Origin of the sequence: Pseudoalteromonas sp. SWYJ118, assembly GCF_015864505.1 — a bacterium.
Lineage (GTDB): Bacteria > Pseudomonadota > Gammaproteobacteria > Enterobacterales > Alteromonadaceae > Pseudoalteromonas > Pseudoalteromonas arctica.
In genome coordinates, this window is sequence record NZ_JADYXC010000013.1 from 77761 (window position 1) to 92698 (window position 14938).

At 39.8% G+C, this 14938-nt stretch carries 17 protein-coding genes and 1 pseudogene; 12 read left to right on the plus strand and 6 right to left on the minus strand.

Annotation, left to right across the window (positions count from 1 at the left end; all coding sequences use genetic code 11):
* The first annotated feature begins 1 nt into the window (after position 1).
* The 10 genes from nadD to lipA all read left to right on the plus strand — a co-directional run bounded on the left by nadD (position 2) and on the right by lipA (position 8615).
* Complete coding sequence (gene nadD / locus I6F48_RS13160) at positions 2 to 637, plus strand: nicotinate-nucleotide adenylyltransferase (protein ID WP_197119594.1); 636 nt, start codon at positions 2 to 4, stop codon at positions 635 to 637.
* Between the two features lie 55 nt (positions 638 to 692).
* Entirely contained in the window at positions 693 to 1010 is a 318-nt protein-coding gene (gene rsfS, locus I6F48_RS13165; protein WP_165728920.1) for a ribosome silencing factor, read from the plus strand.
* 37 nt (positions 1011 to 1047) lie between these two features.
* A complete protein-coding gene (rlmH, locus tag I6F48_RS13170) occupies positions 1048 to 1518 on the plus strand; it encodes a 23S rRNA (pseudouridine(1915)-N(3))-methyltransferase RlmH (RefSeq protein WP_197119595.1) in 471 nt (156 codons plus the stop codon).
* Positions 1519 to 1527: 9 nt separating this feature from the next.
* Positions 1528 to 3396 carry a penicillin-binding protein 2 gene (gene mrdA / locus I6F48_RS13175; protein WP_197119596.1) on the plus strand — a complete coding sequence of 623 codons (1869 nt, stop codon included), beginning with the start codon at positions 1528 to 1530 and terminating at the stop codon, positions 3394 to 3396.
* Positions 3393 to 4499, plus strand: a complete 1107-nt coding sequence (gene rodA / locus I6F48_RS13180) for a rod shape-determining protein RodA (protein WP_197119597.1) — start codon at positions 3393 to 3395, stop codon at positions 4497 to 4499. The genes mrdA and rodA overlap by 4 nt, the downstream gene beginning before the upstream one ends.
* Positions 4499 to 5263, plus strand: a complete 765-nt coding sequence (locus I6F48_RS13185; RefSeq protein WP_197119598.1) for a septal ring lytic transglycosylase RlpA family protein — start codon at positions 4499 to 4501, stop codon at positions 5261 to 5263. The genes rodA and I6F48_RS13185 overlap by 1 nt, the downstream gene beginning before the upstream one ends.
* Before the next feature lie 99 nt (positions 5264 to 5362).
* Positions 5363 to 6526 (plus strand): serine hydrolase, encoded by a 1164-nt coding sequence (locus I6F48_RS13190; protein ID WP_165728924.1) that lies wholly within the window; start codon positions 5363 to 5365, stop codon positions 6524 to 6526.
* A 175-nt stretch (positions 6527 to 6701) separates the two neighbouring features.
* Positions 6702 to 6980 carry a DUF493 family protein YbeD gene (gene ybeD, locus I6F48_RS13195; RefSeq protein ID WP_002958517.1) on the plus strand — a complete coding sequence of 93 codons (279 nt, stop codon included), beginning with the start codon at positions 6702 to 6704 and terminating at the stop codon, positions 6978 to 6980.
* A gap of 19 nt (positions 6981 to 6999) precedes the next feature.
* The gene (gene lipB / locus I6F48_RS13200; protein ID WP_096792742.1) at positions 7000 to 7653 is read left to right on the plus strand and encodes a lipoyl(octanoyl) transferase LipB; all 654 of its coding nucleotides are present in this window, start codon (positions 7000 to 7002) and stop codon (positions 7651 to 7653) included.
* Complete coding sequence (gene lipA / locus I6F48_RS13205; protein WP_002958515.1) at positions 7650 to 8615, plus strand: lipoyl synthase; 966 nt, start codon at positions 7650 to 7652, stop codon at positions 8613 to 8615. The genes lipB and lipA overlap by 4 nt, the downstream gene beginning before the upstream one ends.
* Positions 8616 to 8691: 76 nt before the next feature.
* Here the strand turns inward: lipA and I6F48_RS13210 are convergent, their stop codons facing one another.
* Positions 8692 to 9978, minus strand: a complete 1287-nt coding sequence (locus tag I6F48_RS13210; RefSeq protein ID WP_197119599.1) for a VCBS domain-containing protein — start codon at positions 9976 to 9978, stop codon at positions 8692 to 8694.
* 256 nt (positions 9979 to 10234) lie between these two features.
* Here I6F48_RS13210 and I6F48_RS13215 point away from each other — a divergent pair, with 256 nt between their 5' ends.
* Positions 10235 to 10474 carry an RNA recognition motif domain-containing protein gene (locus tag I6F48_RS13215; RefSeq protein ID WP_007585551.1) on the plus strand — a complete coding sequence of 80 codons (240 nt, stop codon included), beginning with the start codon at positions 10235 to 10237 and terminating at the stop codon, positions 10472 to 10474.
* Between the two features lie 106 nt (positions 10475 to 10580).
* On the opposite strand, the gene I6F48_RS13220 is transcribed toward I6F48_RS13215, so the two are convergent.
* Positions 10581 to 10730 carry a hypothetical protein gene (locus I6F48_RS13220; RefSeq protein ID WP_007585545.1) on the minus strand — a complete coding sequence of 50 codons (150 nt, stop codon included), beginning with the start codon at positions 10728 to 10730 and terminating at the stop codon, positions 10581 to 10583.
* Positions 10731 to 10872: 142 nt separating this feature from the next.
* On the opposite strand from I6F48_RS13220, the gene I6F48_RS13225 reads away from it, so the two are divergent.
* A complete protein-coding gene (locus tag I6F48_RS13225) occupies positions 10873 to 12492 on the plus strand; it encodes a M28 family metallopeptidase (protein ID WP_197119600.1) in 1620 nt (539 codons plus the stop codon).
* Positions 12493 to 12527: 35 nt separating this feature from the next.
* On the opposite strand, the gene I6F48_RS13230 is transcribed toward I6F48_RS13225, so the two are convergent.
* The 4 genes and pseudogenes from I6F48_RS13230 to I6F48_RS13245 all read right to left on the minus strand — a co-directional run bounded on the left by I6F48_RS13230 (position 12528) and on the right by I6F48_RS13245 (position 14862).
* Positions 12528 to 13475: a PDC sensor domain-containing protein gene (locus I6F48_RS13230; RefSeq protein ID WP_024591129.1), complete on the minus strand. Its 948-nt coding sequence runs from the start codon at positions 13473 to 13475 to the stop codon at positions 12528 to 12530.
* Between the two features lie 233 nt (positions 13476 to 13708).
* Positions 13709 to 13891, minus strand: a pseudogene (locus tag I6F48_RS13235) (calmodulin); the annotation flags it as partial.
* 382 nt (positions 13892 to 14273) lie between these two features.
* A complete protein-coding gene (locus I6F48_RS13240; RefSeq protein WP_197119601.1) occupies positions 14274 to 14480 on the minus strand; it encodes a calmodulin in 207 nt (68 codons plus the stop codon).
* A gap of 169 nt (positions 14481 to 14649) precedes the next feature.
* Positions 14650 to 14862, minus strand: a complete 213-nt coding sequence (locus I6F48_RS13245) for a calmodulin (protein ID WP_007585535.1) — start codon at positions 14860 to 14862, stop codon at positions 14650 to 14652.
* Positions 14863 to 14938 lie beyond the last annotated feature (76 nt).

The following is a 14938-nucleotide window of genomic DNA, read 5'->3' on the forward strand; positions in this document are numbered from 1 at the left end:
AATGATCGCAATTTTTGGTGGTACCTTTGACCCAGTTCATTTAGGTCATATAAATATGGCGCAGCAATGCGTTAATGCGTTTAATTTAGATACACTTTATTTTATGCCGTGTGCACTCCCTGCACATAAAGCTGCGCCGGGTATTAGTACGCAGCACCGAATTAATATGCTAAACGCAGCTACTGCACCTTATCCTCATTTTGAACTCGATTTAAGAGAACTTAACCGAACAGGTCCATCGTACTCGTTACTGAGCTTGCAAGAACTTCGTAAGGAGCACCCTACTACACCTATTTTATTTTTAATTGGTATGGACTCTTTTAACAATCTGGATAAATGGTTTGAGTGGCAAGCAATAACCCAACTTTGTCATATTGTGGTCTACCAGCGCCCTGCTCAACATTGCACTGTTAATGGTGAGCTAAAAAGCTATATGCAGCACGCAAATGTAGACGAAGCAGCAACACTTAAACAGTCACTTGCCGGTAAACTTTATTTTTTACCGGGCGAAATGCTCGATGCTGCCTCAAGCACCATTCGCGAACAACTGAAAAAAAGTAATAAAAAGAATGAACTATTGCCCGATGCAGTGAGTCATTACATACAAATGCATCAGCTCTATCAAATTGATGCTTAAAAACTCCTAGCGTGTTAAAATGCGCGCCATTAAATTTTTAAATTGAGACAAAACCTTGGATTCAAAACAACTACTCGCCTTTGCAATGGATAAAATTGACGATATGAAAGCGCGTGACATCGTTCATATTGACGTAACTAAGACATCAGATATCACAGATTACATGGTAATTTGTTCTGGTACTTCTAAACGTCACGTACAGTCAATTGCTGATCACTTAGCAAAAGAAGCGCGTCATGCAGATTCAGAACCACTAGGTTATGAAGGTGAAGGCGACGGCGAATGGGCACTGGTTGATTTAGGTGATGTGGTTGTACACGTGATGCAAAGCGAAGCACGTATCTATTACGATCTAGAAAAACTGTGGGGCTAAACGCTCACTTATTTTAGACAATGCTTGGAAGTAATACGTGAAAATACAAATGATTGCTGTTGGCACCAAAATGCCAGCATGGGTAGAAACGGGATTTGCAGAATATCAGCGCCGTTTCCCTAAAGATATGGCCCTTGAGTTAATTGAAATTCAAGCCGGAAAACGTGGTAAAAATGCAGATATAAAGCGTATTTTACACATTGAAGGTGAAAAAACATTAGCGGCTATTCCAAAAGGCAATCATATTGTAACGTTAGAGGTAACAGGGAAAGCGCTGGATACTCACCAACTTGCTAAAAATATGGAAAAATGGCAACTCGACGGCCGCGATGTAAGTTTACTTATTGGCGGACCTGAAGGACTAGCTCCAGAGTGCATTGCAGCTTCTGAGCAAAAATGGTCGTTATCTAATTTAACATTGCCGCACCCATTGGTGCGTATTATTGTTGCAGAGAGCCTTTACCGAGGCTGGAGCTTAAATAACAATCATCCTTATCATCGCGAGTAACGCCTTGCCATGCTAAAACATAGACCCACTATTCGTGACCACTCCGCAGAGGCAAACTTATTTGCTAGGCGAGCATTCGTGGGTTTTGTTTTTGTATTAGGATTAGTCGCTGTATTGCTTTCTAATCTTTACACTATTCAGGTAGAAGATCACCAAGATTACCAAACTCGCTCTAACGACAACCGCATTAAAGTTATTCCTATTGCACCCAATCGTGGTTTAATTTACGACCGTAACGGTGTACTACTTGCTGAAAACAAACCGGTTTACAATCTTGAAGTCATCCCCGAAGAAGTAGACGACCTTGACGAATCGCTTAATCAAATAAGTAAAATAATTGCGATTACAGAGCAAGATAAACAAGATTTTTTAAAAGATATAAAACACACCCGCCGTTTTAAATCACAAGTATTAAAAGCCCGCTTAGACGAAACAGAAGTGGCGAAATTTTCGGTTAATCAACATAAATTCCCAGGTTTTAGTATTGAGGCTCGCCTTGCTCGCTACTACCCATTTGGCGATACGCTAACGCATGCGCTTGGATATGTTGCAAAGCTTAATAGAAAAGAGCTAAACCAATTAGAACAAGAAGACCGAGCAACCAATTACCGCGCTACGTATGATATTGGTAAACTCGGATTAGAAAAATACTATGAAGAAACATTGCACGGTAAAGTGGGCTCACAACGAGTAGAAGTTAATAACCGTGGCCGCGTAATTCGTACCCTAAGCATGACCCAGCCACAACCGGGTAGCGATTTAGTATTGACCTTAGACATTGGCTTACAACAAATCGCACAGCATGGGCTTAAAGATATGCGTGGCGCTGTGGTAGTTATGGACGCCAAAGATGGTGGCGTGCTTGCGCTTTATTCAAACCCAAGTTACGACCCAAACTTATTTGTTCACGGTATTAGCAGCAAAAATTATAAAGCACTGCTTAATCAAGATCGCCCATTAATAAACCGTACTACGCAAGGTCGTTACGCCCCTGCCTCTACAGTAAAACCGTTAATGGCTGTATTAGCCCTTGAAGAAAACATAGTAAATGAATCAACATCGATATGGGATCCTGGCTTTTTTCAAATTCCAAACGTTGAACACAAATGGCGAGACTGGAAACGGTGGGGTCATGGTCATGTTGATGTATACAAAGCGATTGAAGAGTCGTGCGATACTTATTTTTACGATGCGGCTTATCGATTAGGTATAACTAAAATAAGCGACTTTATGGCGCGTTTTGGTTATGGCGATTTATCAGGTATTGATATTCACGAAGAAACCACTGCTATTCTACCTTCAAAAGAATGGAAAGAAGGTCGCTTTAAAGAATCTTGGTGGCGCGGTGATACTATTTCGGTAGGTATTGGACAGGGTTATTGGACTGCTACACCAATTCAAATTGCAAACGCAACTAACATATTGGTTAATCGTGGTATTAATCACCCGCCTCATTTAGTGCAAGTGGTTAAAAAAGATAGCGATGTAACGCAAATAAATAACGAAGAAAAACCCCCTGTTATTTTAAAAGATCCACGTCATTGGCAGGTATCGTTAGATGCTATGCATAACACGGTCCAAAAAATATCTGGCACAGCGCACAAAGCATTTAAAGGCACTAACTACGACTCGGCGGGTAAAACCGGTACCGCGCAAGTAGTAAGTATTGCACAAGGTGAACGCTACGATGCTAAATCGCTTAAAGAGCGCCAACGTGACAACACTATTTATGTAGGTTTTGCACCTTATAACGATCCAAAAATTGTGGTTTCTGTTGTATTAGAAAACAACCACGGCGGTATTCAAATTGCTCGCCAACTTATGGATTATTACTTTGCAGCCAATCCAGTTAATCTTGCAAGGAACGATACACCATGACCGACTTGCACGATAAGCGCTCTATTTGGATGCGTATGCACCTAGACCTACCACTGCTTATTGCATTACTCATAATGATGGCTGGTAGCATAATGGTTGTTTACAGCGCAAGCGGGCAAGACTCTTCAATGATGATTAGGCACATGACCCGTATGGGCGGTGCGATTGTTGCTATGGTTGTTTTAGCCCAGTTTTCGCCTGCCACATTAAAGCGGTTAGTAATCCCACTTTATTGTGTTGGTTTATTAATGCTAGTGGGTGTACTTTTGTTTGGTGTAAGTTCAAAAGGCGCACAGCGCTGGCTTGATTTAGGCGTTACACGGTTTCAACCTGCTGAACTAATGAAATTAGCAGTACCGATGATGGTTGCTTGGTATATAGGGCGTAATCACCTACCTCCTCGTCCATTGCACTTAATTATTGGTTTTATGATTGTAATGCTCCCTACATTATTAATTAAAGAACAGCCCGATTTAGGTACCGCCATACTTATTGCTAGTTCAGGTATATTTGTATTGTTTTTGTCGGGCTTAAGTTGGCGTTTAATCGGCTTTTTAAGCTCAATTGTAGCGCTTGCCGCATGGCCATTTTGGCACTACGGTATGCACGATTACCAAAAACAACGTGTACTTACCTTTTTAGACCCTGAGAGCGATCCGCTTGGTTCGGGTTATCATATTATTCAATCTAAAATTGCTATTGGATCAGGTGGGATAGAAGGTAAAGGCTGGCTGCTTGGCACGCAATCGCAATTAGAATTTTTACCCGAGCGCCATACTGACTTTATATTTTCGGTTTTAAGCGAAGAGTTTGGTTTATTTGGTGTATGTGTTTTACTTAGCCTTTATTTATTTATTATTGGCCGTGGTTTATACATTGCTGTTAATGCACAAGATGCATTTGGTAAATTGCTTGCAGGCGCACTCACCCTCACCTTCTTTGTATATGTATTTGTTAACATAGGCATGGTATCGGGTTTATTACCTGTTGTTGGCGTACCTTTACCACTTATAAGTTATGGTGGCACCTCAATGGTGACGCTCATGGCAGGATTTGGCATTATTATGTCAATTGCGACAGATAAAAGGATGCTTTTAAAATAATGCGACACACTAATCAGCTTATATTTACTACATTATTAATTTTACTTTTAAGTGCTTGTAGCAGTGGCTCTGGTAGCCGTTATAGCATGCGCCACGATGCAGCACCACTTAGAGCTCCTACTACGCTTGAAATGCAAGACGCGATAGTAACCGAAACCACTAAAAGTGCCAGCGCAAGCCGCCCGTACACAGTGCTTGGTAAAAGCTATTCCCCTATGCTTGACGAAACAGGTTATTCTGAGGAAGGTATTGCCTCGTGGTATGGTCGAAAATTTCATGGTTATCACACTTCAAATGGTGAAACCTACGATATGTTTGCCATGACCGCAGCGCATAAAACGCTGCCATTACCTAGCTTTGTTAAAGTAACCAATACAGCAAATGGTAAATCGGTAATAGTGCGCGTAAACGACCGGGGTCCGTTTCATGACGATAGAGTGATTGACCTTTCGTATGCTGCCGCTTATAAGCTTGGCTATTACACTCATGGTACAGCAAAGGTTAAGCTAGAGGCCGTTACCCTTGCCGGCGCAACTGCGCGTCAAACCTATATTCAAGTAGCTGCAGGTAGTACACTTGCCAATATTGAAGCGCTTGCCAGTACATTGCGAGAGCAATACAAATTACCAACAAATATCGTTCAAAAAGACGATATTTACAGACTGCATTTAGGGCCAATAAAAGACACCCCTCATGCAGACGAAGTATTAAAAAAATTAAAACAAAATCAATTTCAAAACGCGTTCTTGCTTTACACTCAGTAAGACTAATACCCAAACCAGCCCAAGATGCTCGCATCTCGGGCTGGTTTGGGTATAAAATAGCGTAACGCGAATCTTTAACTTTAACCATTAATGAGTATGATGAAATCTATTAAACATAAAATCCTCAAAGGTGTATGCGGCCTCGTTTGTACAGCCGCCGTATTCTCAGCCAGCGCCCAAATTATTCCGGCACCACCTCAAGTTAATGCAAAAGGTTATTTTTTAGTCGACTTTACAACTGGTAAAGTAATTGCTGAAGGTGAAGCTGACACACAGCTAGCACCAGCAAGTTTAACTAAAATGATGACCAGTTATGTAATTGGTACTGAAATTAAAGCCGGTAACATTGCCAATACCGATATGGTAACGGTAAGCGAAAAAGCATGGGCTAAAAACTTCCCTGAATCTTCTAAAATGTTTATTGAAGTAGGTAAGCAAATTAGTGTTGATCAGCTTAACCACGGTATTATTATTCAATCTGGTAATGATGCATGTGTTGCAATGGCTGAGCATATTGCTGGAAGCGAAAGCGCATTTGCTGATTTAATGAATGCACATGCTGCTAAATTAGGTATGAGCAACAGCCACTTTATCAACAGCCACGGCCTTGATACTGACGAGCACTTCACAACTCCGCGCGATATGGCAACCCTCGGCGCTGCACTTATTCGTGATGTGCCAGACGAATACGCACTTTATAAGCAAAAGTCATTTACTTATAACGGCATTAAGCAATATAACCGTAACTCATTATTGTGGGACGAAAGCTTAGATGTTGACGGTATTAAAACTGGCCATACATCAGAAGCAGGCTACAGCCTAGTTACCTCAGCAACTAAAAACGATATGCGTTTAATTGCTGTTGTTATGGGTACTACCAGCGAACGTGCTCGTAAAGTAGAAAGTAAAAAGCTACTTAACTATGGTTTTCGTTTTTATGAAACAATTACTCCGTACAAAGCAGGCGATAGCTTTGCAGAACAACGTATTTGGATGGGTAACAAAGAAAATGTATCTTTAGGTATTTTAGAAGATACACCAATTACTATCCCACGTGGTCAGCATAAAAACCTTAAAGCTAACTTTGAGCTAGATAACACGCTTGAAGCACCACTTGCTAAAGGTACTAAAGTAGGTACGTTATTCTTACAACTAGAGGGCGAAGATATTGCTCAATACCCACTAGTAACACTTGAAGAAGTGGAAGAAGGCAGCTTCTTTAGCAAAATTTATGATTACTTACGTTTACAGATCATGCAGTAATTTATAGCTCCCCTATTAACTAGGGTAACTAATTTAAACGTCTCCACTGTGAGGCGTTTTTTTTTGCTTGAAAAATGTTAGAATGCGCCCCATATAAGCAAGACTGCTAATTGCCTATCTGTATTAAGCTTCGAGCTTGCATAGAGTCCACACTTTTGTATGAGGAGTCACCGTCGTGGTTCAACCTGTTAAAGATACTAAATTTGATGAGTACCTAGAGTACCCTTGCCCATTTACATTCAGAATAATGGGTTTAGCTAATGTAAACTTAACTGATCAAATTTTAGCTAAGTTACAACCAATAGCACCTGGCGATTACGCCCCTAAAGTAAAACCAAGCAGCAAAGGTAATTACGAGTCAGTAAGCCTTGTAGCAACGGTTACTAGTGGCAAACACATTGAAGAAATTTACAACGTGATCAGCAATATTGATGACGTACGCCACATGCTTTAAGCCATAGTTGAGATTTGTTGTGAACGAAAACACTTTGATCGTACGCCAACTGGGTCGTCAGCGTTATATGCCAATTTGGCAAAAAATGCAGGACTTTACCGACACCCGTGATGAAAATACGCCAGATGAAATTTGGCTTGTAGAGCACGAGAGTGTATTCACCCAAGGTCAGGCTGGTAAGGACGAACACTTACTAGCTCCTGGCGACATTGAGGTGATTAAAGTTGACCGTGGCGGACAAGTAACTTATCACGGCCCAGGCCAACAGATGATGTATGTATTATTTAATCTACGTCGTTTAAAAATTGGTGTACGTGAACTAGTTACGTGGCTTGAAGAGTGCATTATTGAATCACTCGCCGAGTACGGTATTGAAGCGTATGCTAAAGCTGATGCACCAGGTGTTTACGTTAACGACAGCAAAATTGCATCTCTCGGGTTAAGAGTTCGTCGTGGTTGCTCGTTTCATGGCTTAGCATTAAATGTTAATATGGATCTAAGTCCATTTTTACGCATTAACCCATGTGGTTATGCGGGCATGAATATGGTGCAAACTAAAGAATTAGATGGTCCTCAAAACCTAGAAAGTGCGGGTGAAGGATTGGTAAAACACATGATCAATAAGCTTAATGCAACACAGGTTAAGCATACTGAAGGGTTTGAAAACGAATGAATAAACCAGTCAAAATGGAACCAGGTGTAAAACTACGCGACGCAGAAAAAATGGCGTTGATCCCAGTAAAAGTTTTACCTACAGAAAAAACTGAAATGTTACGTAAGCCAGAATGGTTAAAAATTCGCTTACCTAAATCAACAGATCGAATTGACGGCATTAAAAAAGCGCTACGTAAACATGGCTTACACTCGGTATGTGAAGAGGCTTCGTGCCCTAACCTATCAGAATGTTTTAACCACGGTACCGCTACCTTTATGATTTTAGGTGCAATATGTACTCGCCGTTGCCCATTTTGTGATGTTGCCCATGGTCGCCCATTAAAACCTGATGCCACTGAACCTGAAAAGCTAGCACTTACTATTAAAGATATGAAGCTAAGCTACGTTGTAATCACTTCGGTTGACCGTGATGATTTACGTGATGGTGGTGCACAACACTTTGCTGATTGTATTCGCGAAATTCGTAAGCACAATCCAACAATCACTATCGAAATTTTAGTACCAGATTTTCGTGGCCGTATGGACCGCGCACTAGAGATACTAATCGAGACGCCACCAGATGTGTTTAACCACAATCTTGAAACTGCGCCACGTTTATATAAACTAGCTCGTCCTGGTGCTGACTACAAATGGTCTTTAGAATTACTTCGTCGCTTTAAAGAAGCTCACCCAGAAGTAAAAACTAAATCAGGCCTAATGGTTGGTTTAGGTGAAGAAATTAGCGAAATTGAAGAAGTACTTCGCGATTTACGTGCTCACAACGTAGATATGCTTACTGTAGGCCAATACCTACAACCTTCTAAGCATCACTTACCGGTTAAGCGCTACGTGCCACCAGTAGAGTTTGATGGCTTAAAAGCGTATGCAGACGAAATTGGCTTTACTCACGCGGCTTCAGGCCCGTTTGTACGCTCAAGCTACCATGCTGATCAACAAGCTGCAGGTAAAGAAGTGAAATAATCACTTTTCTCAAAAAATTTAAAAAGCCGTTAATGATGCATAATCATTAACGGCTTTTTCATGTTAATGCTATAGCTTACTGCGCTAACTTACCTTTTGTAATAGAAAAATCAGCAAATCTAACTCGTTCTTCATCAGCGCGAAGGCTGTCGGTTTCAACAATCGAGCGGTATATTCCCCACTTAGGACGAGCAAAATCATCATCACTAAAGCCGCGCCACATATCTATGTTTTGCTCGCTTATATTAAATATCTCTGCATTATCGCTTAAGCGCGTTAACGCCATATCAAACTTGCCATTTTCACTAAATGTAGCTTGTACAAATACTTCGACCCATTCATCAGTAATAACTGACCAGTCGGTTTCAATTAAGTTTCTATCCAGACCCGTGCTGTTACCGTTTTCATCAAAGCCTGCACTATATCGCACTTGCAGCTGATTACCTGTACTGTTTTTTTGCGCCCCAGAAAGCGTGATAATAGGCTGATCGTCATTACCATTGGTGTTGTCGTTGCTATCATTTCGGGCTTTCATTTGAAAAAAATGGCTAAACTTACTCGTAAGCTCAAGCTCGCTGCTTACTTTAAATTTCCAACTGTATTGAAATGTTTCACCCTCAAACGCCAGTGTTTCTTGTGGTGATTTATCGTAGGTTTTTATTTCGTTACGTTGTCTATCACTTACGCCTTTGTCTTTATCTTGGTCATCATCTCGGTGAGCTAAAAAGACAAAATGGTTACCAATTATCGTATCGGTATCTTCAATAATATGGACAACACTTTCATGATTGCCAGCGTATAAATCTGGGGATTCAATTGACCCTTCGCCGAAGGCATTTTCAATAAGCGTGTATGCGTCAAGCCCCGAATTAACGCCATCTGATTGCAATAAAACGTGTGATATTTTCTCAAAGCCATCAGCTTGAGCTATTGGTGCACCAACAATTGTTATGACAACTTGCACGCTAGTATCATCTAAAGAGTTTACAGTTATTGTGTCTTGCAGTGTTTCATCTTCACTTAAAGATGTTATTGAAGCATTTAAATCATCAAGTGTGTATGACCAATCTCCACCAGCATTTAAGCTAAAAAAACCATAGCTTGTAGCGCTATTTTCTTGTGCTATAAAAGCAGCCTCACCGGATTGTTGATCAGTAATGGTTAATGAGCCTGTTATTGCATCATTACTATCACTAATAACTTCGCCTCGGCTATTACCACCAATTATTGCAGGAGTTTGTAAAGTAACCGCTTCATTATTTTGCACCGTAGAATCAGAGCCAGAGCTGCCACAACCAACAACTAAACAAGATAGAAGTGCGGTTGTAATTACATTACGCAGTTTAAGATTATATTTAGGCATTGTTAGTTTTATAGTTAATAGTAAGTTAATAAAACATAAACTTACCAATTAACTATGCAAATAACCACAACTCAATTACCAATTAACATGACCAATTTGATGGCAATCTATTTAAAATTATAAAAGCTATGTTTTTTCAGTGTGATACAAACAATTATTCCTATAGAACGTTTATTTATATATGTTTTAAAATAAAATTAGGTTAAAGCTGAGTTACTTGAGATAATTAATACTGACATAATTATTTAGGTTCATTATGAAACTATTAGTTCGTAACTTGTCTCGTGCTACCACTGAGCATGAGCTTCGTACTTTATTTGCAGAGCACGGTAAAGTGACTACCTGCAACTTGGTACTTGATAAAGAAACTGGCCAATCTAAAGGCTTTGCCTTTTTAGAAATGCCAAACGACATAGAAAGTAAAAGCGCCATTAAAGCACTTAACCAATCTACTGTTGATAAAAGTAAGATCCGCGTAAAGCTTGCAGACGCATAAAGCTAACTGCAACTTATACTAAAAAACCAGCTAATGCTGGTTTTTTGCTTTTAGTGCCAAGTATTGTATTTAAGCTTTATATTTAGCTAAAAAAACTAAGCGGTTATTAAGCCGCTTTTTTTATACTTATAGTGCCCAATATTATAAAAGAAGCAGACAGCACAAAAAATGTCTCCTGCTCAGCTAATATTGCAGCAGCAAAAAATGCAATGCCACTAGCTATAAATAAATACCCACTTTTTTTACATTGGCTCATTATGTGCTCCTTTAGGTTGTTCGTTATTTATACACATTATAAAATCAATCTGCAATTGAATGAAAAGTTCTCTATAAAAATTCGACATCGCTGCGGTGCTTCCTTTATATTGAAAGCCTAATTAAATAACAATATGAAGACTATGGCATCTACTCTTTTAAAAAGCGCTAGCCTAAGCCTGCTAGTTGCACTCTTTGGCTGCTCAGAGCCTGCAAGCCAACAAACCCCATTAGAAAATACAGCCGGTGTAAGCCTTAGCAATATTAAACAGCATATTAAAACGCTAGCCTCTGATGACTTTCAAGGCCGAGGCCCGCTTACTCATGGCGAAGTAAAAACAGTAGGCTACTTAAGCGAGCAATATAAAGCGCTGGGTTTAACCGGTGCTTATAAAGGTAAATACTTACAGCCTGTAAAAATGGCAATGGTGACAGCTAATCAGGACATGCAGTTAAAGGTAGGTGATTTGAGCTTTGAATCAGGCAAAGACTTTACCGCACGTACCGAGCAACTTCAGCCATTAATTGATGTAAGAAGCTCTGACGTTGTATTTGTTGGCTATGGCATTAATGCGCCAGAATATAGCTGGAATGACTATAAAAATATTGATGTAACAGATAAAACAGTGGTTGTGCTAGTTAACGATCCAGGCTTTGCTACTCAAAACAATGCCCTTTTTACTGGTAATGCAATGACCTACTACGGTCGCTGGACTTATAAATATGAAGAAGCCGCTCGCCAAGGTGCAAAGGCTGTATTTATTGTTCATGAAACAGCACCTGCGGCATACCCTTGGGGCGTAGTTGAAAGTTCAAACACCGGCACTAAATACACGTTAACGGATAACAATTTAAACGCGTCTAAATTACCGGTTATGGGCTGGCTAACACTTGATGCGACTGAGAAAATGTTTAACGCCGCAAAGCTTAACTATCAAGATTTAAAACAAGCAGCATTAAATGATGACTTTAAAGCGACGCCACTTAACTTAAAAGCAAACCTTGCCTTTAAAAACGAAGTATCTCATGCAAAATCGCATAACGTAGTTGCACAAATTACAGGTAGCGAATCACCTGACGAATACGTTGTTATTAGCGCTCACTGGGACCACTTTGGTACTAAACAAACGGATACTGGCCCTAAGATTTATAACGGCGCAGTAGATAACGCTTCAGGCACTGCAGCCACGCTTGAAATAGCACGCATCATGAGCAAAATGAATAAGCAAAAACCATTTAAACGCTCAATTATTTTTGCTAACTTTACAGCAGAAGAAACGGGGTTAATTGGTTCTGAAGAATTTGCATCGGGTGCGGTTGTACCTACAAAAAAAATGGTCGGTCTATTAAATATTGATGGCATGAACGTGCTTGATGGCACTGACTACATTTTACAATACGGTAAAGATTTATCGACAATGGAAAACTATTTAGCAAAGGCTGCAAAATCACAAGGCCGTGTTGTTAAAATGGATCCTCGCCCGCAAAATGGCTTATTTTTTAGATCTGATCATTTCTCACTTTCTAAGCAAGGTGTGCCTAGTCTATTATTTATGAGCCTGGGCGATACCGACCCTGAATACATAGCGCATAAGTACCATAAAGAAGCAGACGACTACTCAGCTGATTGGTCGTTAGGTGGCGTTAAGCAAGATATAGATCTTATTGTTGATATAGCCACTCAACTTGCAAACAATGGCGATTGGCCAAAGTGGACGAGCGAGTCTGACTTTAAAGCCAAACGCGCGCAAGATAAACAATAAATAACTATTAATAGTTATGTAATATAAAAATCCTCCTACTTGGAGGATTTTTGTTTTAAACGAGCCCGCATTAATAGCGTTTCGGCCTTTGCCCCTAAGTAAACATAGATAGCCAGTGCAATTAAAAGCCCCACTACTGCAAGCATCATCGCTATTGCAGGCATTAAATATTCCGATTGCCCCAGCGCCGCTTTAAACATAGTTAACAGCGCCTCAATTGATATAGCAATCAACACGGTAGATATAAACCGTGTAATAGTGCGCCGCGTAGATGAGTGCCTAAAAATATCCTTATGCATAAGGATTTCTTCTTCGAGTATTGTTTTACCTAAATCGAATACTGCTAATGCTAGGGTGATGTAAATAATGATACTAAAGGGTTCAAGTGGGTCTGATGAGGTATCTACATGGGTTAATAGCGCGTATATATCATTAAAAACGATATTCAGTAAAAATAATACTAAGCAAAATAAGCACGCAACAATAATACCGTAACCCGCTTTAAAGTAAGGCGACATATTAGCGCGCGCAGTATCACCCATTACAAACTCAATAAGCTGCGTTAAGCTCACATCAACGACCAAGTAATGTTGATTATTAATTGGTTTTTTTAGTTCTTTAATCGCCGATATACATAAATGGTTAGTCGCTATAGAAATGTAGGGATCAGTAAAGCACACCCTATCACTTGTTTTAGCGTTCAAAAAATAGGGGCGCTCGCTTAAATCTTGTTGATTACCACTTTCACCTAGTTTTTTGCTATATGCCCGTTTAAAGCAGACATTATTACCCTGCTGCAAACCTTCTGCATTTAAACAATATTGTAATTCTAAAAATGGGTACTGCTTAATCAGGTAGCGGGTATCACGCTCCTTAGTTAACCCATCCTCAATACTCATCAAAATAGATTCAAGTAAACTGTGTATCACATGCTCATATTCATGGTAGCGCTCAACACTACTGATATAACTCATTCGCGCCATTTTAAATACTCATTAACCTAAGTTATAAATAGATTTGCAAGTTTAAAACCAATAATAAAATAACCTAACAATCAGCAACTTAATGATATTCAAACTCGTGTTTTGCACTATTTTGGTGACTAAAAAGTAATATATTAAATTAAATGCACAAAAAAGCAGCTAAGCATTAATTACTTAGCTGCTTTGTGAGTATGACTGGTAAGGTTTTACAACTAACTCAAATATAGAGCCTGTTATTGAACCTTTGAAAACTCTTCTTTAGATAACTCGCCATTTCCATCTGCATCTAGTTGATCAAATAACTGTACTAGTTGCGAGTTTACTTGTGCTTCTGATTTGCTAATTACGCCGTCGCCATCAGTATCAAAAGAACCAAAATCTACCGCTGAAGAAGAAGCAAGGGCTGCAAGTGGTAGGGCGTGTTGATCTTTGGTGGGTGAATTTGCAGCAGTATGTTTGGTTTTTAGGCAACGCAGAGCCTATGTAGTGTGGTTATTCCCCATAAATAGGCGATAACGCAGCATAAATACCAAACATGCGCTGCCCTTTGGGTTCTTTCTAGGGACGATTAACTCTTTGTTGCTCGGTTTTTACTTAGCCCACTAGGTTACAAACCTCGCGCCGCGATTTAATCGTCCCTAGATTGAACAAATTTCAATCCACAAAGATCAATACGCCCTAAAGTTTTGTGTAATGTTTTCATAATCGTTTCCTTAGGCTTTGAGCCTGATTAGGGGTGACCTGATTAGAGGTAAGAAGTCCTTTTCAAAGATCCTTTAGGAGTAAAGTGTTTATAAATTAATATTCAAAAAAATCATTTTCTGTCGGACCATCGCTACTTTGAACATTCAGCTCGTCAAATTGCTCTATCACTTGCGCCGATTCTTCAGTTTGGCTAATTGAAGCGTTGTCGTCTGCGTCGAGTGTTTCAAAGTCTGTGTTTGCAAATACTACTGACGAAGAAACAATAGCCATAAGTACAAATGTTGATTGTAGCTTTTTCATAATTTAATCCTTCAAAAGTATGCGGTGTCCTAAATAAATTTGCTCTATAGTGCTCTCTAGTCACTTCCTGGTTATTCTTTTTAGTAGGCTCCCTTGCCTACTTAGGTTGTCTTTGGCAACTCAGAATTTAGATAACATTACAGAGCATTAACTGCTTAAGGCTTTAATTTTAGGCCTTAGAAAACTCATCTTCAGATAGCTCACCATCTTGGTTTGTATCGAGTTCTTCAAATTTGCTTAAAAGCTCAGCATCTACTGAAGCTTCGGCTTGGCTGATTGCGCCATTACCATCTACGTCTAGCGTATCAAAATCTGTTGCTGCAAAAGCCGCTGATGAAGAAGCTAGCGCCATTAGTACTAGTGTTGATTGAAATGTTTTCATAATAGTATTCCTTCATTGGGTTGTTGCAATTAAGGCCTTTGGCTTTCATCACGTTTTGCTTAATACACTCTAGGTA

Excerpts from the sequence above, each read along its gene's own strand:
- nadD (WP_197119594.1), top strand. The coding sequence starts at position 2 with ATGATCGCAATTTTTGGTGGTACCTTTGACCCAGTTCATTTAGGTCAT.
- mrdA (WP_197119596.1), top strand. The coding sequence starts at position 1,528 with ATGCTAAAACATAGACCCACTATTCGTGACCACTCCGCAGAGGCAAAC.
- rodA (WP_197119597.1), top strand. The coding sequence starts at position 3,393 with ATGACCGACTTGCACGATAAGCGCTCTATTTGGATGCGTATGCACCTA.
- I6F48_RS13185 (WP_197119598.1), top strand. The coding sequence starts at position 4,499 with ATGCGACACACTAATCAGCTTATATTTACTACATTATTAATTTTACTT.
- I6F48_RS13190 (WP_165728924.1), top strand. The coding sequence starts at position 5,363 with ATGAAATCTATTAAACATAAAATCCTCAAAGGTGTATGCGGCCTCGTT.
- lipA (WP_002958515.1), top strand. The coding sequence starts at position 7,650 with ATGAATAAACCAGTCAAAATGGAACCAGGTGTAAAACTACGCGACGCA.
- I6F48_RS13210 (WP_197119599.1), bottom strand. The coding sequence starts at position 9,978 with ATGCCTAAATATAATCTTAAACTGCGTAATGTAATTACAACCGCACTT.
- I6F48_RS13215 (WP_007585551.1), top strand. The coding sequence starts at position 10,235 with ATGAAACTATTAGTTCGTAACTTGTCTCGTGCTACCACTGAGCATGAG.
- I6F48_RS13220 (WP_007585545.1), bottom strand. The coding sequence starts at position 10,730 with ATGAGCCAATGTAAAAAAAGTGGGTATTTATTTATAGCTAGTGGCATT.
- I6F48_RS13225 (WP_197119600.1), top strand. The coding sequence starts at position 10,873 with ATGGCATCTACTCTTTTAAAAAGCGCTAGCCTAAGCCTGCTAGTTGCA.
- I6F48_RS13230 (WP_024591129.1), bottom strand. The coding sequence starts at position 13,475 with ATGGCGCGAATGAGTTATATCAGTAGTGTTGAGCGCTACCATGAATAT.
- I6F48_RS13240 (WP_197119601.1), bottom strand. The coding sequence starts at position 14,480 with ATGAAAAAGCTACAATCAACATTTGTACTTATGGCTATTGTTTCTTCG.
- I6F48_RS13245 (WP_007585535.1), bottom strand. The coding sequence starts at position 14,862 with ATGAAAACATTTCAATCAACACTAGTACTAATGGCGCTAGCTTCTTCA.